Origin of the sequence: Paracoccus aminophilus JCM 7686, from assembly GCF_000444995.1 — a bacterium.
In the GTDB taxonomy this organism is placed as follows: Bacteria; Pseudomonadota; Alphaproteobacteria; order Rhodobacterales; family Rhodobacteraceae; genus Paracoccus; species Paracoccus aminophilus.
Window position 1 is genome coordinate 113,407 of the sequence record NC_022041.1, and the last position, 23,612, is coordinate 137,018.

General features: G+C 63.7%; 20 protein-coding genes. 11 read left to right on the forward strand and 9 right to left on the reverse strand.

The window, feature by feature from the left end; translation table 11 throughout:
- From JCM7686_RS00600 to JCM7686_RS00615, 4 genes are read left to right on the forward strand one after another with little or no spacing between them, the layout of a single operon-like run.
- Nucleotides 1–822 (forward strand): ABC transporter permease, encoded by an 822-nt coding sequence (locus JCM7686_RS00600; protein WP_020948927.1) that lies wholly within the window; start codon nucleotides 1–3, stop codon nucleotides 820–822.
- Complete coding sequence (locus JCM7686_RS00605; RefSeq protein WP_020948928.1) at nucleotides 819–1,736, forward strand: ABC transporter ATP-binding protein; 918 nt, start codon at nucleotides 819–821, stop codon at nucleotides 1,734–1,736. The genes JCM7686_RS00600 and JCM7686_RS00605 overlap by 4 nt, the downstream gene beginning before the upstream one ends.
- Complete coding sequence (locus JCM7686_RS00610; protein WP_020948929.1) at nucleotides 1,733–2,683, forward strand: ABC transporter ATP-binding protein; 951 nt, start codon at nucleotides 1,733–1,735, stop codon at nucleotides 2,681–2,683. Before JCM7686_RS00605 ends, JCM7686_RS00610 begins: the two co-directional genes overlap by 4 nt.
- Before the next feature lie 6 nt (nucleotides 2,684–2,689).
- Nucleotides 2,690–4,189: a M81 family metallopeptidase gene (locus tag JCM7686_RS00615; protein ID WP_020948930.1), complete on the forward strand. Its 1,500-nt coding sequence runs from the start codon at nucleotides 2,690–2,692 to the stop codon at nucleotides 4,187–4,189.
- Nucleotides 4,190–4,196: 7 nt separating this feature from the next.
- Here the strand turns inward: JCM7686_RS00615 and JCM7686_RS00620 are convergent, their stop codons facing one another.
- Nucleotides 4,197–6,641 carry a GcvT family protein gene (locus JCM7686_RS00620; protein ID WP_020948931.1) on the reverse strand — a complete coding sequence of 815 codons (2,445 nt, stop codon included), beginning with the start codon at nucleotides 6,639–6,641 and terminating at the stop codon, nucleotides 4,197–4,199.
- Nucleotides 6,642–6,831: 190 nt separating this feature from the next.
- Between JCM7686_RS00620 and JCM7686_RS00625 the strand changes: the two genes are divergently transcribed.
- Nucleotides 6,832–7,386 (forward strand): helix-turn-helix domain-containing protein, encoded by a 555-nt coding sequence (locus tag JCM7686_RS00625; protein WP_020948932.1) that lies wholly within the window; start codon nucleotides 6,832–6,834, stop codon nucleotides 7,384–7,386.
- A gap of 15 nt (nucleotides 7,387–7,401) precedes the next feature.
- On the opposite strand, the gene JCM7686_RS00630 is transcribed toward JCM7686_RS00625, so the two are convergent.
- From JCM7686_RS00630 to JCM7686_RS00640, 3 genes are all read right to left on the reverse strand, one after another.
- Nucleotides 7,402–8,439, reverse strand: coding sequence for a quaternary amine ABC transporter ATP-binding protein (locus JCM7686_RS00630; protein ID WP_020948933.1), 1,038 nt, complete (start codon nucleotides 8,437–8,439; stop codon nucleotides 7,402–7,404).
- Nucleotides 8,432–9,319 carry an ABC transporter permease gene (locus tag JCM7686_RS00635; protein WP_020948934.1) on the reverse strand — a complete coding sequence of 296 codons (888 nt, stop codon included), beginning with the start codon at nucleotides 9,317–9,319 and terminating at the stop codon, nucleotides 8,432–8,434. Before JCM7686_RS00635 ends, JCM7686_RS00630 begins: the two co-directional genes overlap by 8 nt.
- Before the next feature lie 91 nt (nucleotides 9,320–9,410).
- Nucleotides 9,411–10,412, reverse strand: coding sequence for an ABC transporter substrate-binding protein (locus tag JCM7686_RS00640; RefSeq protein ID WP_020948935.1), 1,002 nt, complete (start codon nucleotides 10,410–10,412; stop codon nucleotides 9,411–9,413).
- A 578-nt stretch (nucleotides 10,413–10,990) separates the two neighbouring features.
- On the opposite strand from JCM7686_RS00640, the gene JCM7686_RS00645 reads away from it, so the two are divergent.
- Nucleotides 10,991–13,438, forward strand: a complete 2,448-nt coding sequence (locus tag JCM7686_RS00645) for a GcvT family protein (protein WP_020948936.1) — start codon at nucleotides 10,991–10,993, stop codon at nucleotides 13,436–13,438.
- Nucleotides 13,439–13,471: 33 nt separating this feature from the next.
- Here JCM7686_RS00645 and JCM7686_RS00650 read toward each other — a convergent pair whose 3' ends face one another.
- From JCM7686_RS00650 to JCM7686_RS00665, 4 genes are all read right to left on the reverse strand, one after another.
- Complete coding sequence (locus JCM7686_RS00650; protein ID WP_020948937.1) at nucleotides 13,472–14,509, reverse strand: ABC transporter ATP-binding protein; 1,038 nt, start codon at nucleotides 14,507–14,509, stop codon at nucleotides 13,472–13,474.
- Nucleotides 14,506–15,288: an ABC transporter permease gene (locus tag JCM7686_RS00655; RefSeq protein WP_020948938.1), complete on the reverse strand. Its 783-nt coding sequence runs from the start codon at nucleotides 15,286–15,288 to the stop codon at nucleotides 14,506–14,508. Before JCM7686_RS00655 ends, JCM7686_RS00650 begins: the two co-directional genes overlap by 4 nt.
- Nucleotides 15,285–16,136: an ABC transporter permease gene (locus JCM7686_RS00660; RefSeq protein WP_041527464.1), complete on the reverse strand. Its 852-nt coding sequence runs from the start codon at nucleotides 16,134–16,136 to the stop codon at nucleotides 15,285–15,287. The genes JCM7686_RS00655 and JCM7686_RS00660 overlap by 4 nt, the downstream gene beginning before the upstream one ends.
- Nucleotides 16,137–16,197: 61 nt before the next feature.
- Nucleotides 16,198–17,301 (reverse strand): ABC transporter substrate-binding protein, encoded by a 1,104-nt coding sequence (locus JCM7686_RS00665; protein ID WP_020948940.1) that lies wholly within the window; start codon nucleotides 17,299–17,301, stop codon nucleotides 16,198–16,200.
- A 399-nt stretch (nucleotides 17,302–17,700) separates the two neighbouring features.
- Between JCM7686_RS00665 and JCM7686_RS24610 the strand changes: the two genes are divergently transcribed.
- The 4 genes from JCM7686_RS24610 to JCM7686_RS00685 all read left to right on the forward strand — a co-directional run bounded on the left by JCM7686_RS24610 (nucleotide 17,701) and on the right by JCM7686_RS00685 (nucleotide 21,809).
- The gene (locus JCM7686_RS24610; RefSeq protein WP_020948941.1) at nucleotides 17,701–18,060 is read left to right on the forward strand and encodes a COG4315 family predicted lipoprotein; all 360 of its coding nucleotides are present in this window, start codon (nucleotides 17,701–17,703) and stop codon (nucleotides 18,058–18,060) included.
- A gap of 353 nt (nucleotides 18,061–18,413) precedes the next feature.
- Entirely contained in the window at nucleotides 18,414–20,201 is a 1,788-nt protein-coding gene (locus JCM7686_RS00675) for a monovalent cation:proton antiporter-2 (CPA2) family protein (protein ID WP_020948942.1), read from the forward strand.
- The gene (locus JCM7686_RS00680; RefSeq protein ID WP_020948943.1) at nucleotides 20,198–20,743 is read left to right on the forward strand and encodes an NADPH-dependent FMN reductase; all 546 of its coding nucleotides are present in this window, start codon (nucleotides 20,198–20,200) and stop codon (nucleotides 20,741–20,743) included. Before JCM7686_RS00675 ends, JCM7686_RS00680 begins: the two co-directional genes overlap by 4 nt.
- A 124-nt stretch (nucleotides 20,744–20,867) precedes the next feature.
- Complete coding sequence (locus JCM7686_RS00685) at nucleotides 20,868–21,809, forward strand: pirin family protein (protein ID WP_020948944.1); 942 nt, start codon at nucleotides 20,868–20,870, stop codon at nucleotides 21,807–21,809.
- 74 nt (nucleotides 21,810–21,883) lie between these two features.
- Here JCM7686_RS00685 and JCM7686_RS00690 read toward each other — a convergent pair whose 3' ends face one another.
- Nucleotides 21,884–22,666 carry a sulfite exporter TauE/SafE family protein gene (locus JCM7686_RS00690; protein WP_020948945.1) on the reverse strand — a complete coding sequence of 261 codons (783 nt, stop codon included), beginning with the start codon at nucleotides 22,664–22,666 and terminating at the stop codon, nucleotides 21,884–21,886.
- A gap of 205 nt (nucleotides 22,667–22,871) precedes the next feature.
- On the opposite strand from JCM7686_RS00690, the gene JCM7686_RS00695 reads away from it, so the two are divergent.
- Nucleotides 22,872–23,594 (forward strand): FadR/GntR family transcriptional regulator, encoded by a 723-nt coding sequence (locus JCM7686_RS00695; RefSeq protein ID WP_020948946.1) that lies wholly within the window; start codon nucleotides 22,872–22,874, stop codon nucleotides 23,592–23,594.
- The last annotated feature ends 18 nt before the right edge of the window (nucleotides 23,595–23,612 follow it).

Sequence of the window (23,612 nt, forward strand, 5' to 3'; positions counted from 1 at the left end):
ATGCGCCTTCGTTTCAATTTCACCCTTGGCCTCGTGCTGGTCACTCTGGTCATTCTGGGCGCGGTCTTTGCCCGTTTTCTCGCGCCCTTCGATCCGATCATGGATGCCGATCTGATGAATTCGGAAATGCCGCCAAGCTGGGAGCATTGGATGGGCACCGACGGGCAGGGCCGCGATGTCTTCTCGCGCGTGCTTTACGGCGCGCAGGTCTCGCTGACCGTCGGGCTGATCTCGCAGCTCATCAACTCGGTGATCGGCACGGCGCTTGGCGTCTCGGCGGGCTATTTCGGCGGCTGGTGGGATGATCTCGTCAACGGGCTGACCAATGTCATGCTGGCGATCCCCTCGCTGGTCTTTGCGCTGGCGATTATGGCGGTGCTGGGGCCGGGGCTCCCGAGCCTTCTGATCGCGCTTGGCGTGACCAACTGGTCCTGGACCTGCCGGATCGCGCGCTCCTCGACGCTTTCGCTGAAAAATCAGGGCTTTGTGCAGGCGGCCAAGACCGCGGGCTTTGGCGATGCCAACATCATGCGCACCCAGATTCTGCCGAATATCCTTGGCCCGGTGTTGGTTATCGCGACCCTTGGCATCGGCGGCGCGGTTCTGGCCGAGGCGGCGCTGTCGTTTCTGGGCGTCGGCATCCGCCCGCCGCAGCCAAGCTGGGGCAATATGCTGACCGATGCGCGCGAGCTGATCCGCGTCGCCCCTTGGGCCGCGATCTTCCCGGGCCTCGCGATCTTCGTCACCGTGCTCGGCTTCAACCTGCTGGGTGACGGGCTGCGCGACATGCTGGACCCCCATATGAGGACGCGGAAAGCATGAGCGATTTTCTTCCCGATCCGATCCTTTCGGTGCGCAATCTGCGCCTTGGCGTCGGCAAGCGGTTTCCGATCCTGCATGGCGTTTCCTTCGACATCCTGCCCGGCGAAACCTATGGGCTGGTGGGCGAATCCGGTTCCGGCAAAAGCGTCACCGGGCTGGCGGTCATGGGGCTGTTGAAATCCCCGTTGACCGTGACCGGTGGCACGATCCATTTCGAGGGCCGCGACGTGTTGGGAATGCGCCCGCGCGAGCGGCGCAAGCTGCGCGGCGACCGCATCGCGATGGTGTTTCAGGAACCGATGACCGCGCTGAACCCCTTGGTCACCATCGGTCGCCAGATTGCCGAGATGTATGTGATCCATCGCGGGATGGGCTGGCCCGAGGCGCGCGCGAAAGCCGTCGAGGCCTTGGAAAGCGTCCGCGTCCCCGCGCCCGAGGAACGCGCTCGCGCCTATCCCCACCAGCTCTCCGGGGGGATGCGTCAGCGCGTGATGATCGCGATTGCGCTCGCCTGCCGCCCGGCGCTTCTGATCGCCGATGAGCCGACGACCGCGCTGGATGTGACGGTGCAGGCGGGCGTCTTGGAACTGATGGCGGACCTCTGCCGGGCCGAGGGAACCGCTGTGCTGCTGGTCAGCCATGACCTCGGCGTCATCGCCAATATGTGCCAGCGCGTCGGCGTCATGGACCGCGGCCGGCTGGTCGAGGAGCAAGACACCCGCAATATCTTCACCAATCCCCTGCACCCCTATACGCGCGGCCTGTTGGCGGCGCGCCCGCGTCTGGGCTTGCGTCAGCCGGGCGAAAGGGGGCGGCTGACCGAGCTTGACGAGGTCGTTGCGGACAAGGATCGCGGGCGCGAGGCACCGACGCTGATCACCCCGCGCGGGCCGCGAACGGGGGTGATGGCATGAGCGCGCCGCTTCTCGAAATCCGCGATCTCAGCGTGCATTTCTCGTTGCCGCGCCAGACGCCCTTTGGCCCGCGCCGCATCCTGCGCGCGGTCGAGGGCGTGAATCTGGTGCTGAACGAAGGCGAATGTCTGTCCATCGTCGGCGAATCCGGTTGCGGCAAATCGACGACCGCGCTGACCGTCATGGGCCTGCAAGAACCGACCTCGGGGCAGGTGCTTTACCAAGGCAAGCCGCTGAACGGCCCCGGCGCGCCGGGCCGCAAAGAGCGCGCGCGGATCGCGCAGATGGTCTTTCAGGACCCCTATGCCTCGCTCAATCCGCGCCAGACCATCGGCTCGACTTTGGCGGCGCAGTTGAAGCTGCACGGGCTGGCCTCGGGGACGGAGGTTGGCGAACGGGTCGCTGCGATGCTGACCCGCGTCGGTCTGCAAGCCGATCACGCGAAACGCTTTCCGCATGAGTTTTCGGGCGGGCAGCGCCAAAGGATCGGGATCGCCCGCGCGCTGATGCTTGATCCGAAAATCCTTGTGCTGGACGAGCCGGTTTCGGCGCTTGATGTCTCGATTCAGGCGCAGATCATCAACCTGCTGATGGAGCTGCAAGAGACGTTGAAGCTCAGCTACATCATGATTTCGCACGATCTTTCGGTGGTCGAACATGTCAGCGACCGCGTTGCGGTGATGTATTTCGGCCGTGTCGTTGAAGAGGGCGGCTGGCAGTCGGTCTTTCACCGCCCGACCCATCCCTATACGCGCCGTCTGATCGGTTCGGTCCCCGATGCCGAGGCGATCCTGACCGGCGCGTGCGCTATTCCCGACGCCGCTCCGATCCCGCCGGGCCGCCGTTTCTCGCCCGATGTCGCGACCCGTCCCGACCCAAGCCTTCCCCCCGAACCCAGCGCGCTGGCCGAGATCGGCCCCGATCACCGCGTGCGCCTTGCCGATTGAGCCCCGATGAGCTTCACCGTCCTGACCGCCGAATTCATGCATGAAAGCAACACCTTCTCGCGCTACCGCACCGATCTGCCGCAGTTTCAGGTCGATGCTTTGCACTACGGCGAGGCGGCTTTTGCCGCGCGCGGGGCCGCGAATACCGAGCTCGCCGGGTTTCTCGACGTGGCCGGGCCTGCGGGCTGGCGGGTGATCCATGCGATTTCCGCCCATGCCGTGCCGGGCGGGCAGGTGACGCAGGCGGCTTACGACCATATCGCCGGGGTAATTCTCGACAAGGCCCGCGCCCATCAGGGTCAGCTTGACGGCGTTCTTTTGGGCCTGCACGGCTCGATGGTGCCCGAGTTCTGTCAGGACGGCGAAGGCCATCTTCTGGGGCTTCTGCGCGAGGTCTTGGGCGACGAAATCCCGATTGCGGTGACGCTCGATCTGCACGCGATGGTCTCGGAGGAAATGGTCGAGCGCGCGCAGATTTTCGTCTCTTACAAGACTTATCCCCATGTCGATATGCGCGAAACCGGCACCCATGCGGCGCGGCTTTTGGACCGCGCGATGAAGGGCGAGATCGCGCCCCGCACCGCGCGCGCCCATGTGCCGATGCTCGATGAGGCGAATTCCGGGCGCAGCGACATTCCCGAGACCTTTGCGCTTTACCAACGCGCCAGCGCCGCCGAAGCAAGCGGGCTGCTGGCGGTTTCGGTCAATGCGGCCTTTACCGGCGCGGATGTCGCCTGCGCCGGTCCAACGGTGCTTGCGACCTATGACCGGCGCGACCCGACGCAGCAGGCCGAAGCCGAGGCTCTGGTCGAGGATCTCGCCGCGCAGATCTGGGATGGGCGGCTGAAAAAGCGCAATGTTTTCATCGAGGTCGATGAGGCCGCTGCCGAGGCTTTAGGCTGGACCGGCGAAAAGCCCCTCGTCATCGCCGATTATGCCGACAACCCCGGCGCGGGCTCCTATGGCGATTCCACCGCGCTTCTGTCGGGGCTGATGGCGGCGGGCGTCACCGGCGCGGTGTTCACGCCGATGATCGACCCCGAGGCCGCGGCCGAGTTGCACCGCCACCGCGAAGGCGAGACCGTCACGCTGCATATCGGCGGCAAGGGCGATCCGCGCTTTGGTGGCGGGCCGATCGAGGTGACGGGCGTGATTCGTCATCTTTCCGACGGGGCCTATACCGGAGACGGGCCGATTCAGGGCGGGCTTGCGCATAGTTTCGGGCCGACCGCAGTGCTGGATCTGGGCGGGATCGAGGTGCTGATCGTCTCCGAGGCGCAGCAGATGGTCGATCTGCAGCAGCTCCGTGCCTTCGGGATCGAGCCGACCCAGCGCCGCGTGCTGGCGCTGAAGTCGATGCAACATTTCCGCGCCGCCTTCGAGCCCATCGCGGGCAAGGTCATCATCTGCGACGCGGGCGCTTTGGCGACGCCGCGCGCCGAGCGGCGGCCCTATCTCCGCGCGCCACGCCCGCTCTGGCCGCTCGATCGGGACTTCGAGCGGTAGCCAAGCGTCAGGCCTTGATGCGCGCGCCGCTCGGGTCGTAAAGCGGCGTCAGGCTGGCCTCGGCGGCAAAGATCTGGCCCGCGACCTCGATCTGATAGCTTGAAGCCAGCATCTCGTCGGGGCTCTCGCCCGGCGCGGTGCAGGGCACATAGCCAAGACCAATCGCGCCGCCCAAAGCATGGCCGTAATTGCCCGAACTGAGCTGGCCGACGATCTTGCCATCGCGCAGGATCGGCTCGTTGTGAAAAAGCAGCGGCTCGGGATCGGTGAGCCGGAACTGCATCAGGCGACGCGCCAGCCCCGCCTCGCGCTTGCGCAGAACCGCCTCCCGGCCCATGAAATCCGGCTTGGCGGTGCGGACAGCAAAGCCGAGACCGGCCTCGAGCACGTGATCCTCATCGGTGATGTCATGGCCGAAATGGCGATAGGCTTTCTCGATCCGGCAACTGTCCATCGCATGGATGCCGCAAAGCTTGAGTTGGGGCGCGGCTTCGATCAGCGTCTCGAAGACATGGGCGGCCTGATCGGCGCTGACGTAAAGCTCCCAGCCGAGCTCGCCGACATAGGTCACGCGATGGGCGCGGGCGAGGCCCATGCCGATCTCGATCTCGCGCGCCCAGCCAAAGGGATGCGCGTCGTTCGAGAAATCATTGGGCGAGACGCGCGACAGAACCTCGCGCGATTTCGGCCCCATCAGCGAAAAGACCGCCTCATTCCCGCCCATATCGATGACCGAGACCGCGCTTTCGCCGATATGGCGACGCAGCCACGCCAGATCGCGCTGGAGGGTCGCGGCCGGCACCACCAGCAGGAACGAGGTTTCGCCAAGCCGCGTCACGGTCAGATCGCTTTCAATGCCGCCGCGCGCATTCAGCATCTGGCTATAGGTGATCCGGCCCACCGGCACGTCCATCTCGCCCGCGCAAAGATGGTTCAGATAGGCCAAAGCATCGCGGCCCTCGACCCGGATTTTCCCGAAAGAGGACATGTCGATCAGGCCGACGCCCTCGCGCAAGGCCAGATGCTCGGCGCGCTGGTTCTCGAACCAGTTCTGGCGCTTCCAGCTATAGCGGTATTCGCGTTCCTGGCCTTCGTTCGCATACCAATTCGCGCGCTCCCAACCGGCGGTTTCGCCAAAGACCGCGCCCTGCGCCTTGACCTGCTCATGGACCGGGCTGCGGCGGATGCCGCGCGCGGTGGCGGGCTGGCGATAGGGGAAATGGTCGGCGTAAAGCAGGCCCAGAGTCTCGGTCACGCGGTTTTTCAGGTAAAGCCGGTTGCGCTGGAACGGATGGGCGCGGCGGATATCGACCTCCCAGAGATCAAAGGGCGGCTCGCCGTCGTTCATCCATTGCGCCAAAGCCATGCCCGCGCCGCCGGACGAGACGATGCCGATCGAGTTATAGCCCGCCGCGACCCAGTAATTACCGAGCTCGGGGACTTCGCCGAGGTAGTAGCGGTCATCGGGGGTGAAGCTTTCGGGGCCGTTGAAGAAGGTGTGAATCCCGGCCTCCGCCAAGATCGGCATCCGGGCCACGGCTTTTTCGAGGATCGGCTCGAAATGGTCGAAATCTTCGGGGAGCTGGTCGAAACAGAAATCCTCTGAGATGCCGTTCATCCCCCAAGGTTTAGCGGTCGGCTCGAAGGCGCCCAACAAGATCTTGCCCGCATCCTCTTTGTAGTAAGCGCATTCGTCGGGCACGCGCAGCACGGGCAATTGGGCAAGTTCGGGGATGTTTTCGGTGACGATATAGAAATGCTCGCAGGCGTGAAGCGGCAGGGTCACGCCGTTCTGGCCCGCAAGCTCGCGCCCCCACATGCCGCCGCAGTTCACGACATGATCGGCGGCGATATGGCCCTGCTCGCCGCCCTGCACCCAGTCAACGCCGGTGACGCGACCGTCCTTGGCGGTCACCGCCTGCACCTTGACGTTCTCGATGATGCGGGCGCCTTTCATGCGCGCACCCTTGGCCATGGCGAGCGCGATATTGCCCGGATCGGCCTGCCCGTCCAAAGGCAGGTGCACGCCGCCGGTGACGCCCTCGATGTTGAGATGGGGGTAGAGGTTCAGCACCTCGGCTGGCGAAAGCTCGGTCACATCGACGCCGAAAGCGCGGGCGAGGCTCGCCTGCCGCCACAGCTCTTCGCGGCGCTCACCGCTCAGCGCGACCGAGATCGAGCCGCATTGCCGGAACCCCGTCGCCAGCCCGGTCTCGGCCTCGAGACGCGTGTAAAGATCGGCCGAATATTTCGCGAGCCGGGTCATGTTCTGGCTGGCGCGCAATTGCCCGATCAGCCCCGCCGCATGCCAGGTCGTCCCCGAGGTCAGCTGTTTGCGCTCCAAAAGCACGATATCGGTCCAGCCGAGTTGCGCCAGATGATAGGCGACCGAGCAGCCAGAGATGCCGCCGCCAATGATGACGACGCGGGCCTTCGAGGGAATATCGGACATATGCGTTCCAGAGATGAGGCGGGGGAAGATTGCCCTCAGCCTGCCGTGCCTCAAATGAAATTTCAATCAGAAATTTCATTATTAAGGAAGGATTGTCGCGCCCTTCAGGATTTTGCGTTTCCAACCGCGATCCGGCATGACAATCTGACCACGGCGCCCCGGCGTCAGGACGGCGGCAGACGGGGGCCAGATGAGCAAACAGATCGGCGACGACATTCGCGCTTTGCGCCGCGGTCGGGGCATCACGCTGAAAGAGCTGGCCGGAGCGGTCGGGCGCTCGCTGGGGTGGCTGAGCCAGATCGAGCGCGGCCAGACGGCGCCTTCGGTTCGTGATCTGGGCGCGATTGCCGATTTCTTTGGCATCAATATCAGCTTCTTCTTCCGCTCTGCCAGCCGCGCCGAGGAAGAGCAGGGGCTGATCCTGCGCGCGGCGGATCGCATGGCGATCGGCTCGCATGAAAGCGGGCTGACCGAAGAGCTGCTCTCGCCCTCGCTCAGCGGCTCGTTCGAGATGATCAAATCGGTCTTCGCGCCGCATTCGACCAGCGGCGGCGAGGTCAAGGCGCGCGAAAAGGAAGATGGCGGGATTCTGGTCTCGGGGCGGCTGTCGCTTCGGATCGGCGAGCTGTCTGTCGATCTGGAGCCGGGCGACAGTTTCCAGTTCATCAACCGCGCCTATTCATGGGAAAACCACGGCGAAGAGCCCGCCGTGGTGATCTGGGTCGTGTCGCCGCCGGTCTATTGAACCAGCCGCGCGGGTCTATTCTGCAACCATCGCCTCAAGCGTGCGGCGCATCGACAGGACGCCCAGCCGGGTGCCGTCGCTGGTGACCACGGTGACATGCTCGGCGCCGATCCGGGTGAAATGGCGCGCGGCATCTTCCAGCGTCTCGCCCTCGTGGATGGTGAGATCCGGCCAGCCCGAGGGATCGCCGATCGCTTCGGCCAAGGCGCGCGCCTGAATGACCTTGGCGCGGTTGACCTCCTTGACGAAGCTTTCGACATATTCATCGGCGGGGCGCAGGACGATGTCCTGACTGGTGCCCTGCTGGATCAGGTTGCCGTCGCGCAGGATTGCGATCTGGTCGCCCAGACGCAGCGCCTCGTCGAGATCGTGGGTGATGAAGACGATGGTCTTGCGGATCTCTTTTTGCAGATCGAGCAGCACCGTCTGCATATCGACCCGGATCAGCGGATCGAGCGCCGAATAAGCCTCGTCCATCAGCAGGATCGGCGCATCGTTCGAGAGCGCGCGCGCCAGACCGACCCGCTGTTGCATCCCGCCCGAAAGCTGGCTCGGGTAATGGTTCTCATAGCCCTTCAGCCCGACACGCTCGATCCAGCGCATCGCGGTGTCTTCGCGCGTCTTCTTGTCGACGCCCTGCACCTCAAGGCCATAGACCGTGTTGCCCAGAACCGTGCGATGCGGCAGCAGCGCAAATTTCTGGAAGACCATCGCGGTTTGCAGGCGGCGGAACTGACGAAGCTCTTCGCGGTTCATCTTCACGACATCGACGCCATCGACCAGCACCTCGCCCGCAGTGGGGTCGATCAAGCGGTTGATGTGGCGGATCAGGGTCGATTTCCCCGAGCCCGACAGCCCCATCACCACCTGGATCGAGCCCGCCGGGATCGAGAGGTTGATGTTGTTCAGGCCCAGAACATGACCGAATTCGCGGTTGAGCTCGGCTTTGCCCAGACCATTGCGGACCTTGTCGACCATGGCCTCGGCGCGCGAGCCGAAGATCTTGTAGAGGTTCTTGATCTCGATGGATGCGCCGGTTTTGTCCTCAGTCATTGGCGAGCTCCATGTGTTTTTGCAGGCGACGGCCAAAGGCCTGGCTGGCGCGGTCGAAGATGATCGCAATGCCGACGATGGCGAAACCGTTGAAGAGGCCGAGCGTGAAATACTGGTTCGAAATCGCTTTCAGCACCGGTTGGCCCAGACCCTGAACGCCGATCATCGAGGCAATGACGACCATCGACAGCGCCATCATGATGGTCTGGTTGATCCCCGCCATGATCGTCGGCAGCGCCAGCGGCAGCTGCACGTTCTTGAGCTTTTGCCAGCTCGACGAGCCAAAAGCATCAGCGGCCTCAAGCACGTCGCGGTCCACCAGTCGGATGCCGAGATTGGTCAGGCGGATCATCGGCGGCACGGCGTAGATGACCACGGCGATCAGGCCGGGCACGCGGCCGATGCCCAGAAGCATGACCACCGGGATCAGGTAAACGAAGCTCGGCATGGTCTGCATGACGTCGAGGATCGGGTTGATGATCGCCTGCACACGGCGCGAGCGCGCCATCATGATCCCGATCGGCAGGCCGACGGCGATGGCGATCAGCGTCGAGACAAGGATCATCGACACGGTCTTCATCGTATCGTCCCACATGCCGAAGGCACCGATCAGCGCCAGCGTGATCCCGGCAAGTGCCACGATCTTCCAGTTCCGGCTGGCGAACCAGACGATGGCCACAATCGCAAGCAGCACGATGAACCATGGCGTCTGGGTCAAAAGACGCTCCGACCAGATCATCAGCGTTTGCAGAGGAGAGAAGAAGGCCTCGATCGAATCGCCATAGGCGCGGGTAAATTCGCGAAATCCGTCGTCGATCGATTTCTTCAGCACGCGCAGCGTATCGTCGCTGATCGCGGGAAACTTAGACAGCCAATCCATGCGTCCGCCTTATCTGGAAGGGTTGCTCTTGCGTAGCGGTGGGCAGGCGGCGCGCCCCGGGAGGAGGAGGCCGCCTGCGTCTCGGGTCAGATCAAAGCGCGGCTTTGATCTTGTCGGCAGCCTCGGGCGAAACCCAGGGCGTCCAGAGATCGGGGTTTTCCTTGAGGAAATGCTTGGCGCCATCCTCGCCAGTGGCCTGGTTGTCGGACATCCAGGCCATCAGGCCGTTGACCGTCTTGTTCGACCAGCTGCGCTTGGAGAGATAATCCTTCACATCCGCCGGGGCACGCTCGGCAAAGGGCGTGGTGATGATCGTCGCGACCTTGTCGATCGGCCAGGCGTTCGGCTTCGGATCGGGGCAATCGGCGACCGAGGTGCAGCGCGCCCATTCCGCGCCGTCATAGGGCACGCCGAAGTCGAGCATGACCATCTCGTATTTGCCCAGAAGCGCGGTCGGCGCCCAATAATAGCCGATCCAGCCCTGCTTGCGCTCATAGGCGCGGGCGAGCGAGCCATCGAGACCAGCCGCCGAGCCGGTATCGACGAGGTTGAAGTTATGGCCCTTGCCGTCATAGGCGGTGAAGAGCTGGGTCGAGATCAGCGTGCCACCCCAGCCCTGCGGACCGTTGAAAACTGCACCTTGCGAGGGGTTTTCCGGATCGGGGAACAGCTCGGGATGTTTCAGCGCATCGGCGATCGTCTTGATATCGGGATGGGCGTCGACCAGATATTTGGGCACCCACCAGCCTTGCTGGCCGCCGTCCTGAAGCGCATCTCCGAGGATCTGGATCTTGCCCTCTTTGGTGCCGTTCGCGATGACTTCGGGGACCAGACCGGTCCAGCCTTCGGGCGCAAGGTCAGGCTGACCCTTTTCCACCATCGAGGTGAGCGAGGGCACGGTATCGCCGACAATGACTTCGGCGTTGCAGCCATAGCCCTTGTTGAGGATGAACTGATCGAGGTTGGCCAGCACCTCGGCGCTTTGCCAGGTCATGCTGACGATACTGACATTGCCGCAGCTCTCGGCGGCAAAAGCGGCCGGGGCCATGGCAGCGAAGCCAAGGACGCAGCTGGTCGCGAGTAATTTCTTCATCTTTCCTCCCTGTTTTGTTCGGCGGTGCCACAGCTCCTCTGCGACCGCCTTTGTGCTTTTTGCGGGGCGCGCTTGCCCAGAATGCTATTTTCCTCGCCGGACCATCCCATCGGCCGAGCCCATGCCCCGAGCATGACAGCCCGTGCCGAGATCGCCAGATAAAACTGCAGAAATGATGCCACGAATACGCCGAGCCGCTCCGGTTGACCGGTTTTTCGGCAGGCCGCCCCGACCCTGCTGGGCGGGCGAGCTGGCAGGGTGCGGCTGGCTCATCATGTCATCCGGTTGCTTGCCCCAAAAGGGCGGCGAGTTGATAACAGTTATTTCACCACCCATATGGCGTCGGAAAAAGGTCTGGAACGACCTCTCAGAAGCGAAAAGCGGCGTCTGTTCAGACCCGACGAGGAGCCTGACAGAGCTGTCAGGTTTCCACGACGAATTGTTCACAGCAAGATAATAGTCGCACATAAATTCTAAAAAATGAAGAAATCATTTGAAATTTCACGACGGCCAGATAGCTTTCGAAGCGATCTCACCCTTTTGGATGGGGTCCAATCCGGCCTGGAAGGGGAGTGAATATGGCGGCTATGTCGGAAAAGGTGCGCGTTCTGGTTATTGGCGGGGGCGCGGTGGGCGTCTCGTGCCTCTATCATCTCGCCAAAGCAGGCTGGACGGATTCGCTTCTGGTCGAGAAAAACGAGCTGACTTCCGGCTCGACCTGGCATGCCGCGGGCAATGTGCCGACCTTCGCGGGCGGCTCTGCCTTGATGAACATGCAGCGCTATTCGGCCGAGCTTTACCGCCGTCTGGGCGCCGAGGTCGATTATCCGATGAACTATCATGTCACCGGCTCGCTGCGGCTGGGACATAGCGAAGAACGCATGGATGAATTCCGCCGTGCCATCGGTCAGGCCAAGCGGCAGGGCATGGAGTATGACCTGCTTGGCCCCGACCGCATCCGTGAGCTTTACCCTTTCCTTGAAACCCACGGCGTCAAAGGCGCGCTTTACGACCCGCTCGACGGCGATATCGACCCGGCGCAGCTGACGCAGGCCTTCGCCAAGGGCGCGCGTGACATGGGCGCGCGAATTGAGCGTTTCTGTTCGGTCATCTCGGTCCGGCGCGAAAGCGAGGAGTGGGTGGTCGAGACCGACAAGGGCGAGATCCGCGCCACCTATGTCGTGAACGCGGCCGGCTACCGCGCGCAGGAGCTCGGCCGGATGTTCGGGCGCGAGGTGCCGATGATGGTGATGAGCCATCAATATATCCTCTTCGAAGAAATCCCCGAGCTCGCCGCCTGGTCAAAAGAGGTCGGCCACAAGCTGCCGCTCTTGCGCGATGTGGATTCGTCCTACTATCTGCGGCAGGAAAAGGCCGGGATGAACCTTGGCCCCTATGAGCGCCATGGCCGCGCCCATTGGGCGACGCCGGGCGATCCGATGCCCGATGATTTCAGCTTCCAGCTTTACCCGGACGATCTCGACCGGCTGGAATGGTATCTGAACGATGCCGTCGAGCGCGTGCCGATTTTGGGCACGGCGGGGCTCTCGAATGTCATCAACGGCCCGATCCCCTATGCGCCCGATGGCAATCCGCTGATCGGGCCGATGCCCGGCGTGCCGAATGCCTTCGAGGCTTGCGTCTTCACCTTCGGCATCGCGCAGGCCGGAGGGGCGGGCAAACTGCTCGCCGATTGGATCGTCAAGGGCCGCCCGGAATGGGATGCCTGGTCCTGCGACCCGCGCCGCTTCACCGATTACGCCGATCCCGATTACTGCGTCGACAAGGGGCTCGAGGTTTACGGCCACGAATATGCGATGCATTTTCCGCGCCACATCTGGCCCGCCGGACGCGACCGCAAAAAGTCGGCGGTCCATGACGAGGTCGCGGCTTTGGGCGCGCAATTCGGCCCCTATAACGGCTGGGAGCGCGCGCTGTGGTATGCGCGTGAGGGCGACGATACCTCGGAGGAGGCGACGCTGACCTGGGATCGCAACGGCCCCTGGCAGGCTCGCGTGGCCGAAGAATGCCGCGCGGTGCGCGATGCGGTGGGGATCTTGGACCTGCCGGGCTTTTCTCGGTTCGAGATTGTCGGCGGGAAGGCGAAAGCTTGGCTCGAGGGGCTCATCACCGGAAAGGTTCCGAAGGTCGGGCGCATCGGACTTGGGTATTTCTGTGATGAAGAAGGGCGGGTCGTGACCGAGATGTCGGTGATGACTTTGGCCGAGGATCGCTTTTTGCTGATCACGGCGGCGACCGCGCAATGGCACGATCGCGACTGGCTGCTCCGTCATTTGCCCGGCCATGGCGGCGTCACGCTGATCGATGTGACGCGGGAGTGGTCTTGCCAGATCCTGACCGGGCCGAAGGCGCGCGATGTGTTGGCGGCGGTGACCGGGGCTGATCTGGGCCAACCGTGGCTGAGCCATCAAGAGGCCGTTCTGGGCGGGCGTGCCTGCCATCTGGTGCGGGTGTCTTTTGCCGGGGAATTGGGTTGGGAGATCCATTCCCGGCGCGAAGATACGCCAGCGATCTGGGCCGCCGTGACCGAGGCTGGGGCGGCGCATGGGCTGCGGCCTTTCGGCATGTATGCCTTGGACAGTCTGCGGCTCGAGAAGGGGTATCGCGCCTGGAAGCAGGATCTTTCGACGGATTACACGGCTTTGGAGCTGGGGCTTTCGCGGTTCGTCGATTGGGAGAAAAGCGATTTCATCGGCCGGGCCGCGCTTTTGGCCGAGCGCGAGCGGGGCTCTGCGCGCCGCTTTGCCGTGCTGGAGTTGGAGGATCACCCGAAGGACGCGCCCTATCTGGCGAATGTGCTTTTGGGCGACGAAATCGTCGGCGATGTCACCTCTTGCGGCTATGGTTCTCGCTGCGAGAAGCTGATTGCGCTCGCGGTGTTGCAGGCCGATCTGGCCGAGCCGGGGCAGGCGTTGGAGGTCGATGTTTTCGGGCAACGCGTCAAGGCCGTGGTCGCCGGCGATGCGGCTTTGTGGGATCCGGCGAATGTACGGTTGCGGGCCTAGATCGGCCCACAGCTCCGTTGAGGAAGGCGGCCCTTAGGCCGCCTTTTGCACCATCAGCCGCGAGGGCGCGACCTGCAGGTGGATGTTCGCACCGATTTCGGGCACCGGCTCGTCCGCGCCGTTAAAGACGACGAAGGTGATCGGCGTGCCGCTGACATCCGCCGCGACCGAGACCAGCGCGCCGAGGAATTCGACCCCGGTCACCGTGGCCGGGATCCCCATCGGAGCAAGCCGGAAGGCCTCGGGGCGGGCGGCAAGGGTGACGCGGCCTGCGGGCAGGTTGCGCTCGAGCGCGATTTCCGTGTCACCGACGCGGACGCGGCCCGCGGCGGGGTCGGTCACCTCGGCGGGCAGGCGGTTCAGCGTGCCGACGAAGCTTGCGACGAATTCGGTCGCCGGGCTGTTGTAGATCTCTTGCGGCGAGGCAATCTGATCGGCGATGCCCTGATGCATGACGACGATGCGGTCGGAAATCGCCATCGCCTCTTCTTGGTCATGGGTCACGAAGATCGTGGTGATGCCGAGCTGCTGCTGGATCTCGCGGATCTGGTTGCGCAGCGAGACGCGGACCTTGGCGTCGAGCGCCGAAAGCGGCTCGTCGAGCAAAAGCATCTGCGGTTTCGGCGCAAGCGCGCGGGCCAGAGCGACGCGCTGCTGCTGACCGCCAGAGAGCTGCCACGGATAGCGGTTGCCGAGATCGGGCAGGCCGATCAGGTCGAGCATCTCCTGCACGCGAGCGGCTCGGTCACGGCTGGGCACGCCTGCAACCTTGAGGCCGAAGCCCACATTTTGTGCCACGGTCAGGTTCGGAAACAAGGCGTAGGATTGAAACACCATGCCGACATTGCGCTGGTTGGCGCGCAGGCGGGTGATCTCTTTGCCATCGACGCGGATCGCGCCGCTCGTCGGAGTCTCGAAACCCGCGACCATGCGCAGCACCGTGGTCTTGCCGCAGCCCGAGGGACCGAGCAGCGAGATGAACTCACCCTTGGCGACATTGAGGTTGAAATCCTTGACGACGCGCGTGTCGCCGAAGGTCTTTTCAAGATGTTCGAGGTCGAGGAAGCTCATTTTCCCATCCTTCCAACGCGCGCCAGCCGCGAAATCAGGCTCATCACGCCCATACATGCCCAGGTGATGGCAAAGGCGATGACGGCGAGGGCTGCCGGTTCATAGGCGCGGTTGGCGCCGAGGATCTGCATGTAAGGGCCGAAAGCCGGCCGGTTCAGAAGCGAGGCCATGGTGAATTCACCGATCACGATGGCAAAGCTGAGGAAGGCGCCCGACATCACCGCGCCAAAGACATTGGGCAGGATCAGGCGGCCGAGGATCGTCACCCAGCCCGAGCCGAGGCTTTGCGCGGCCTCGGTCAGGCTGCGCACGTCGATGGTCGAAAGCCCGGTATCGACGGCGCGATACATATAGGGCAGCGCCAACACGACATAGCCAAACATCAGAAGGATATTCGTTCCCATCGCGGTTCCGGTCATCGGCAGCACCGAGGAGGTGTTGAAGAGCCGGATATAGCCGAAGACCACGACGATCGCCGGAATGACCAGCGGCAGCAGGGTGATGAACTCGATATAGGGCCGCATCCGGGGCAGGCGCAGGCGCACCCAATAGGCGGTCGGCACGACGATCAGCACGCCAACCACGATGGTGGCCAGTGCCATGATGACGGAGTAGCTCAGCGTTTCCTGAAAGCGCGGGTCGTTCAGAACCGAGCGATAGGCGTCGAGCGAATATTCCCCGCGCCGCATCCGCAGCGAGAATTCCAGCGTGCCGATCAGCGGCAGGAAGAAGTAGAGCCCGCCGATGATCAGCGCGGCCCAGGACCAGAAACGTCTCATCGCATCCACCTTTCCGCGCGGGTGCGCAGCACGATGTAGACGAGGTTCGCGAGCCCGGTGACGACGATCATGCCGAAGGCCATGGCATAGCCCAGATGCGGGTCTTGCAGCACGTCGCCGCGGATTTGTGCAAAGAGCATGATCGGCACGATCGAGAGCGTCGAGCCGGTCAGCGCATAGGCCGTCGCCACCGCGCCGAAGCTGTTGGCGAAGAGCAGCGCGAATGTGCCCAGCAGCGAGGGGAAGAGGACCGGCAGGGCGACCATGCGCCAATATTGCCAGCCGGAGGCGCCGAGCACCTCGGCCGCCTCGCGCCATTCCTTCTTCAGCCCGTCCAGCGCCGGGGTGATGATCAGGATCATCAGCGGGATCTGGAAGAAGAGATAGGTCAGCGTCAGGCCCCAGAAGCTCAGCAGGTTGAAGCCCATCGCATAGATGTTGATCCCGAACCATTGCTTGAGCAGCACGGTCACCAGACCGACGCGGCCAAGCGTCGCGATGAAGGCGAAGGCCAGCGGCACGCCTGCAAAGTTCGAGGCCACGCCCGAGAAGGTCGAGATCGGCCCGCGCAGCCATTTCGGCAAGCCGCCGTGGACCATGGCCGCCGCAATGGCAAAGCCGATCACACAGCCCAGAATGGCCGAAGCCGCCGAGACCTGAATCGAGAGTTTGAAGCTGTCCATGATCCGGGGCGTCAGCAGCCCCCTCAGATTGTCCAGCGTGAATCCGCCATCAGCGGAACGAAAGGCGCCGAGAACGATATTCATCGTCGGCAGCACCAAAAACAGCAGGGCGAAAGCAAGGAAAGGGACAAGCCCCAGCCAATTCAGCCCGATCCGTCGGTTCATTGCATCGCCCGTAAAGGGGCCCCGCCACAGCATGGCGGGGCCGGTTCACTTTCCAGAAGGATTATTCCTTGACGGCTGCACCGACAACGGAATCCCACTTCTCGGTCACAACTTTCTTGTTGGCGTCCTGCTGGTCCAGCGTCGGGAAGACGGCTTTTTCATAGGCGGCCGCCGGGGGCAGCGCGTCCAGAAGCTCTTGCGGGATCTTGCCGTTCTTGGCGAGATCGTTGAAGCGGATCGGGTGGCAATAGCCTTTCAGCCAAGCCAGCTGGCCCTCGTCTGAATAGAGGTATTCCATCCAGAGTTTCGCGGCATTCGGATGCGGCGCATGGGCCGAGATGCCCTGAACATAGACGCCAGCGACAACACCATCTTCCGGGATCACGACCTCGACCGGCGGGTTGCCGTTCAGGCTGTCACGCCACGAGAGCAGGTTGTAGTCCCAAGCCGCAACGATCGGGGTTGCGCCCTGAGCGATCGTGGCCGATTTGCCGATGACCGGAACAAAGTTGCCCGCATCGTTGATTTGCTTGAAGAGCTCGAGCGCTTTCGTGCCCGATTCCTCGCCCGGCGCGCCGCCATTGGCGATGCCCGCAGCCAGCATCGACATGATCGCCTGAGCCGAGGCGCGCGGGTCGCCCGCCAGAGCGAAGGCATTGGCATATTCCGGCTTGGTCAGATCCGACCATTTCGTCGGCACGTTATCGACCAGATCCTTGTTCACGCCAAAGGCCATGACGCCGTAATAGTCGCCATACCAGAAGCCTTCGGCATCCTTGGCGTCATCCGGGATCGAATCCCAGGTCGAGACTTTATAGGGCTGAAGCAGGCCTTCTTCTTTGGCGCTCGGGCCATAGGGCAGACCCACGTCGATGACATCGGGCGCCTGCGGGCCGGTGTTGCCCTTGTTGGCGCGGATCGCTTCGAGCTCGTCGGCCGAGCCTGCGTCGGGGTTGAGTTCGTTCACCTTGATCTCGGGGTATTTCGCCTTGAAGCCCTCGATCACGCCACCGTAGTTGCACCAGTCATGGGGCAGCGCGATCGTGGTCAGCGTGCCTTCCTTCTTGGCGGCAGCTTCGATGGCGGCAAGATCCTCGGCCTGTGCGACGCCCGAAATGGCGACCAGCAGGGCCATGCCCGCGGTGGTGGTTTTCAAGAAGTTCATCTTCATCTTCCCTCAACATTGTCCCCCGGCTAAATGCGGCGGGCGGTCCGCTGGAATTAAACACGGGTCATGACAAAGTTGTAAAGATTATTGGGCGTTTGGCCTGTTCTTTCAGCCAGTTCTTCGCGATCTGCGGGGGGCTTTGCGGCAAAATCCCGGGAAATTGTGACAGTGCCCTTCCGGGGTGAAAGCCCGCTTTCGAAGCTCACCTTAGGGAAGGTTCGCGCTTTCGTGATTCGCGGCCCGGCTGTCTCTTGGCTGCGGCCGCGCAAGACTCGGCGACGAAAGCCGCGCGAGGGTGTATTATGGCGCCGTCGGCGCGCGCGCTTCGGTCAGGAGCAGCAAAAGCGCCTCCGCGATCCGATGGCCATGATGAGGCTCTGCTCCGGAGTGACGAGGATGAAACTTCTTCCGGGACTTCTCTTTGCGACCCTGACCCTCGGCCTGCCGATGCTTCCGGGCATCGCCGCCGCAGCCGGGACGGTCAAGACTGATGCGGCCAAGATGACGCTATATACCTTCGACAAAGACAAGGATGGCGTGCCGTCCTGCTATCAGGATTGCGCGAAAAACTGGCCGCCCTATCTCGGCAAGTCGAGCGAGAAAATGGGCACGGGCTGGAAGCTGGTCGAGCGCACCGACAAGACCATGCAATGGGCCTATGACGGCAAGCCGACCTATCTGTTCTCGGGCGATAAAAAGCCCGGAGACATGACTGGCGACGGCAAGGGCGGGATGTGGCACGCGCTCAAAGAATAGGCTGACAGCTCAGTCCGGACCCGGGTCATGGAGAAAGGCCCCGCTCTGATCCACCGGGTCCGGATGCATTGCTTTGTGCGGGCGACCGGCAAGGCGTCCTTCTGCGCAGAATCGCCCCGCAAAAGGCGAGTGAAAATCGCAAAACTCTATTCTGAGGTGTGACAGGCGGGTCAAGCTGGTGCCGGATACGGCGCGCGGCGGGGCAAAGCTGCCACGGGTTGGCCGGACTTTGCCGGGGAATGCCCGCTTAGGCGGCGATCCCGCGATATCAATTCCTAAGTTTCTCCGTAAACCCATTGCGATGGCCGCGCCGGACGCCAACTATACGTTCGAGATTTGCGCGGAGAACCACCATGGCCACCGAAGGATTTGGCGACATCATTGGCCCGATGGTCGTTCTGATGGGGGCGGCGGTCGTCGCCGTGCCCTTGTTCCGAAGACTCGGGCTGGGCTCGGTTCTGGGCTATTTCGTGGCAGGGATGCTGGTCGGGCCGTCGCTGTTGGGGATCTTCACCGATCCGGCCTCGATCCTGCATTTCTCGGAACTCGGCGTGGTGATGTTTCTCTTCATCATCGGGCTGGAGCTCAGGCCCCAGAAGCTCTGGGCGATGCGCTCGCAGATCTTCGGGCTGGGGCTGGCGCAGGTCGCCACCTGTATCGCGCTGCTGACCATTGCCGCTTCGCTGGTGTTTTCGCTGCCGGTCGAGCGCGCCTTTGTCGCCGGGGCGGGCTTTGTCATGTCCTCGACCGCCGTCATCATGTCGATCCTGCAAGAGCGGGGCGAGCTCGCCAGCGCCGACGGCCAGAAGGATGTCGCGATCCTGCTGTTCGAGGATCTGATGATCGTGCCTCTGCTGGCGCTCGTGGCCTTTCTGTCGCCGCTGACCCAATCGGGCGGCGGCGGTGCGCAAGCGGTGCTGATCGGGCTAGGCGCGCTGGTTTTGCTGATCCTCGCCGGGCGCTATCTGCTCGATCCGTTCTTCGCCCTGATCGCCCGGGCGCGGGCGCGTGAAGTCCTCAGCGCGGGCGCGCTTCTGGTGGTGCTGGGCTCGGCGCTGCTGATGGAGGCGGCGGGGCTTTCGATGGCGATGGGCTCTTTCCTCGCCGGGGTGATGCTGTCGGGGTCGAGCTATCGCCACCAGATCGAAAGCGATATCGAGCCGTTCCGCGGCCTGCTTATGGGCCTCTTCTTTCTCGCGGTCGGCATGACGCTGGATCTCAGCGTGGTCATGGCGGAATGGCCGCTGCTGATCGCGATGCTTGCGGTCTTTGTGCTGGTCAAGGCGATTGGTGTCTATGGCGTGGCGCGGGCCTTCGGCTCTGGCAATCTGGCGGCGCTGCGGCGCACTTCGGTCTTTGTGCAGGGCGGCGAATTCGCCTTCGTGCTCTATTCGGCGGCGGCGAATGGCGGGCTGTTCACCCCGCGCGAGAATGCGCTGTTTTCGACCGTCATCATCCTGTCGATGGCGCTGACGCCCTTGATCCTGATCGTGGCCGAGCGGGTTTTGCAGGAAGAGCAATCGCTGGACGGGGTCGAAGAGGCCAATGGGCTGAAGGGGCAGGTGCTGCTGATCGGCTTCGGGCGCTTCGGCCAGATCGCCTCGCAGGTCCTGCTGCTCAAGGGGATCGAGGTCTCGATCATCGAAAGCAACCCCAACCGCATCCGCGAGGCCGAGCGTTTCGGCTTCAAGATCTATTACGGCGACGGCACCCGGCTCGACATTCTGCGTGCTTCGGGGGCGGAAGAGGCTGAGGTCATTATCGTCTGCACCGACGACAAGCGCGCCACCAGCCAGATCGCCGAGCTGGTGCTGGCCGAATTCCCGGTCGCCAAGCTGCTGGTGCGCTCTTATGACCGGGGCCATGCGCTTGAGCTGCGCCGCATGGGTGTCGATTACGAGATCCGCGAGACCGTGGAATCGGCCTATCTCATGGGCGGCGAGGGGCTGCGCGCTTTGGGTATGGCCGAAGAGGATATCCGCGAGGGGATGGAAGACATCCGCATCCGCGACATCGAGCGTCTGGCCGCGCAAATGCAGGGCGGTCTGCGCCCGGCGGCTGGGGCCGAGGAAAAAGGCCCGACCCCCGAACCTTTGGCGCGGGTCAGGCAGTTGATCTACAAGGAGAAGAAAGCGTCGTGACGACCATTCTGGCTTTGGCGGGCAGCCTGCGCCGCGCCTCTTACAACCGTGGCCTTCAGCGCGCGGCGATCGAGGCCTCGGGCGCGGATTTCGAGGTGATCGGCGGCCATATCGACGAGGTGCCGCTTTATAACGGCGATCTCGAGGCCGAGTTCGGCCTGCCCGCGCCGGTTCGCCGCCTGCAAGAGCAATTGGCGGCGGCTGATGGCCTGCTGCTGATCTCGCCGGAATATAACGGCGGCCTGCCGGGCGTCTTGAAGAACGCGGTCGACTGGATGTCGCGCGGCGAGGGGCTGCGCGCCTTTCGCGACAAGCCCGCTGCGGTCATCGGCGCGTCAGAGGGCAGTTTCGGCACGGTTCTGGGCCAAGCGCAATGGGCGCAGATCTTCCGCAAGCTCGGGATGGCGCCGTGGTATGGCCGCCAGCTCATGGTCACCACGGCCGCGCAGCGTTTCGATGCCGAGGGCAATCTGACCGATGACGAGATCCGCAAGCGGCTGCATGATTATCTCGCGGCCTTTGCCCATCATTTGGCGCGCTGAGCGCGGTGCTCTTGCGGCCCTGACGAACACTCGCGGACACCGCGTTCGTCAGGGCCGAACACAATAGGGCTCCCGTCACGGGGCAATCGCGCCTATCTTGGCTGTGAACCGCAAGGAGAACGCCATGAGCTGGAACCCCGCCTTGACCCCCGGCTGCCCCGATGAAATCGGGGTCGATGCCATCGAGACCTTGATTATCCCCCGCGCCCGCGACCTCGGCAGTTTCGAGGTGAAGCGCGCTTTGCCCGCCCCGAAACGCCAGATGGTCGGGCCCTTCATCTTCTTCGATCAGGCAGGCCCCGCCGAGTTTCTGACCGGGCAGGGTGTCGATGTCCGCCCCCATCCCCATATCGGTCTGGGCACGGTCACCTATCTCTATCGCGGCGATTTCCACCACCGCGACAGCATCGGCACCGATCAGGTGATCCTGCCCGGCGCGGTCAACTGGATGGTCGCGGGCAAGGGCGTGACCCATTCCGAGCGCACCTCGGAAGCGGCGCGTCAGGGGCCGAGCAGCCTTTTCGGCATCCAGACCTGGATCGCGCTGCCCGAGGACCGCGAGGATATGGACCCGCTCTTCGAGCATCACGGCAAGGACAGCCTGCCGATGATCCGCGATCAGGGCATCGAGGCCAAGCTGATCCTCGGCCATGCTTACGGCGAGAAAGCCCCGGTCACGATGTATTCCGAGGCCTTCTATCTCGATGTCGTGCTGGCCCCGCGCGCCTTGTTCCCGCTGCCCGACGATCACGAGGATCGCGGCCTTTACATCACGCAGGGCTCGGTCAGCATTGCGGGCCAGACCTTCGAGGCCGGTCAGATGATGGTCTTCCGCCCCGGCGACAAGATCACGGTGGCGGCGGGCGAACAGGGCGCGCGGCTGATGGCTTTGGGCGGCGCGACGCTGAACGGGCCGCGCCATGTCTGGTGGAATTTCGTCTCGTCCTCGAAGGAAAAGATCGAGCACGCCAAGGAAGAATGGCGCGCGGCCAATTGGGGCTTGGGTCAGTTCGACCTGCCGCCCGATGACCGCAGCGAATTCATCCCGCTGACCGACGGCAGCTGACGCTTCGGGCAGATTTGTCGCAAAAGGAAAAGGGGCCGCGTGGCCCCTTTTCCAATGCCGCGCGCGGGCTTGGATCAGTGCCGGATCAGCTCGACCGCCAGCACCAGAAGGATCAGCGCGAAGCCTTTCTTCAGCACATCGCCGGGCAGGCGGCTGGCCAGACGGGCACCGAAAGGCGCGGCCAGAACCGAGCCAAAGCCGATGCCGATCAGCGCCTGCAAATGGATGGACCCGAGCATCGGCGCGGCGACCCCGGTCAGCGGGCGGAGGGCGTGAAACACCGCACCGAAGATCGTCACCGGCAGGCCAATCGCCGCCGAGGTCGCGACCGCGCGCACCATTTTCCAGCCGCGCCCCGACAGAAACGGCACCATGAAGACGCCGCCGCCTGCGCCGATCAGTGCCCCGGCAAAGCCGATGGCCGCCCCGGCGGCGCGGTAGATCGCCACCGAAACCGGCCGCACCGCGCCCCCGGTTCGGCCCGAGATCAGCATTTTCACCCCGACGAACAGCAAAAACGCCGCGAAGATCAGCTTCAGCGTCGAGGCGGGCAGCCGCGTGACCAGCAGCGACCCGGCCAGCACGCCCAGCAGGCTGAAGGGCACGATGGCGCGGAAGGCGGGCCAGTCGATATTGCCCAACCGGTTATGGGCCACGACCGTGCTGACAGAGCCGATGGTCACGATCCCCATCGAGGTCGCCAGCGCCACGGTCGGCGCCAGATCCGGCGGCACGCCGAGATGGGGCAGCGCGAAGGTCAGCACCGGCACGGCGATCAGCGCCATGCCGACGCCGATCATGCCCAGAAGCAGGCCGCCGATCAGGCCAGCCGCGAACAGCAAAAGCAAGGTGGTCATGCGAAAGCTCCTTTCGGGATATCGCAGGTGAGCCGGGCGGCCAGATGATCTCTCGGGCCGCGCGCGAATGTGACTGGCGTCACTTGGCGATTGGCGAGGAGCAGGCCTTCAGGCTTATATACAGCAAATTCAAACGGTCGTATTTTCTCGCGACGAAGATGCGGCCAAGGAAACACGCGACGCGGTCGGAAGGAAAGGGACGGACATGAGTGTCCTCGGCGGGCAGGGGCGCAAGCTTCTCGCCGATATCGTTTTCGAGCGGATGCAGCGCGCGATCAAATCGGGCGCTTATGACGCCAATGAGCGGCTGCCGACCGAGCATGGGCTTGCGGCGGAATTCGAGGTCTCGCGCCCCGTGATCCGCGAGGCGTTGCGCCGCCTGCGCGAGCAGGGGCTGGTCGAGTCGCGTCAGGGCGCGGGCAGTTTCGTGCGGGCCATCGGGCTGAAAGAGCCGCTTGGCTTCGGGCGGCTTGATGACGGCAGCGATCTGACCAATTGCTATGAATTCCGCCGCACGCTGGAACCCGAGGTCGCGGCCTTGGCGGCGCTGCGCCATGATGCCTGCAGTCTCTCGGCGATTGCGCTGGCGCTCGAGATGATGCGCGCGGCCGCCGCGCGCTCGATCCACCGCGAAGATGCCGATTACCAGTTCCATCTGGCGATTGCCCATGCTTCGGGCAACGAGTTCTTTTCGACCGCGCTTGAGGCGCTGAAGGAACATATCGCGCTGGCGATGCGCCAATATGGCGTTGTGCTGGACGATGACCGTCAGGGGCTTGCCAATTTCATCGACGAACACCGCGCGATTTACGAGGCGATCCGCGACCGCAATTCCGGCGAGGCGCGCCGGTTGATGGCCGCCCATCTGATCTTGCCCGAGATGGTTCCAGCCAAGCCCTTCGCGCGGGCCGAAGCCGCCCGCGCTTGACCGGGCGACCGATTAACC

What these genes read in the sequence shown, in the direction of transcription:
- JCM7686_RS00600 (WP_020948927.1), top strand. Translation starts at nt 1, where the DNA reads ATGCGCCTTCGTTTCAATTTCACCCTTGGCCTCGTGCTGGTCACTCTG.
- JCM7686_RS00605 (WP_020948928.1), top strand. Translation starts at nt 819, where the DNA reads ATGAGCGATTTTCTTCCCGATCCGATCCTTTCGGTGCGCAATCTGCGC.
- JCM7686_RS00610 (WP_020948929.1), top strand. Translation starts at nt 1,733, where the DNA reads ATGAGCGCGCCGCTTCTCGAAATCCGCGATCTCAGCGTGCATTTCTCG.
- JCM7686_RS00615 (WP_020948930.1), top strand. Translation starts at nt 2,690, where the DNA reads ATGAGCTTCACCGTCCTGACCGCCGAATTCATGCATGAAAGCAACACC.
- JCM7686_RS00620 (WP_020948931.1), bottom strand. Translation starts at nt 6,641, where the DNA reads ATGTCCGATATTCCCTCGAAGGCCCGCGTCGTCATCATTGGCGGCGGC.
- JCM7686_RS00625 (WP_020948932.1), top strand. Translation starts at nt 6,832, where the DNA reads ATGAGCAAACAGATCGGCGACGACATTCGCGCTTTGCGCCGCGGTCGG.
- JCM7686_RS00630 (WP_020948933.1), bottom strand. Translation starts at nt 8,439, where the DNA reads ATGACTGAGGACAAAACCGGCGCATCCATCGAGATCAAGAACCTCTAC.
- JCM7686_RS00635 (WP_020948934.1), bottom strand. Translation starts at nt 9,319, where the DNA reads ATGGATTGGCTGTCTAAGTTTCCCGCGATCAGCGACGATACGCTGCGC.
- JCM7686_RS00640 (WP_020948935.1), bottom strand. Translation starts at nt 10,412, where the DNA reads ATGAAGAAATTACTCGCGACCAGCTGCGTCCTTGGCTTCGCTGCCATG.
- JCM7686_RS00645 (WP_020948936.1), top strand. Translation starts at nt 10,991, where the DNA reads ATGGCGGCTATGTCGGAAAAGGTGCGCGTTCTGGTTATTGGCGGGGGC.
- JCM7686_RS00650 (WP_020948937.1), bottom strand. Translation starts at nt 14,509, where the DNA reads ATGAGCTTCCTCGACCTCGAACATCTTGAAAAGACCTTCGGCGACACG.
- JCM7686_RS00655 (WP_020948938.1), bottom strand. Translation starts at nt 15,288, where the DNA reads ATGAGACGTTTCTGGTCCTGGGCCGCGCTGATCATCGGCGGGCTCTAC.
- JCM7686_RS00660 (WP_041527464.1), bottom strand. Translation starts at nt 16,136, where the DNA reads ATGAACCGACGGATCGGGCTGAATTGGCTGGGGCTTGTCCCTTTCCTT.
- JCM7686_RS00665 (WP_020948940.1), bottom strand. Translation starts at nt 17,301, where the DNA reads ATGAACTTCTTGAAAACCACCACCGCGGGCATGGCCCTGCTGGTCGCC.
- JCM7686_RS24610 (WP_020948941.1), top strand. Translation starts at nt 17,701, where the DNA reads ATGAAACTTCTTCCGGGACTTCTCTTTGCGACCCTGACCCTCGGCCTG.
- JCM7686_RS00675 (WP_020948942.1), top strand. Translation starts at nt 18,414, where the DNA reads ATGGCCACCGAAGGATTTGGCGACATCATTGGCCCGATGGTCGTTCTG.
- JCM7686_RS00685 (WP_020948944.1), top strand. Translation starts at nt 20,868, where the DNA reads ATGAGCTGGAACCCCGCCTTGACCCCCGGCTGCCCCGATGAAATCGGG.
- JCM7686_RS00690 (WP_020948945.1), bottom strand. Translation starts at nt 22,666, where the DNA reads ATGACCACCTTGCTTTTGCTGTTCGCGGCTGGCCTGATCGGCGGCCTG.
- JCM7686_RS00695 (WP_020948946.1), top strand. Translation starts at nt 22,872, where the DNA reads ATGAGTGTCCTCGGCGGGCAGGGGCGCAAGCTTCTCGCCGATATCGTT.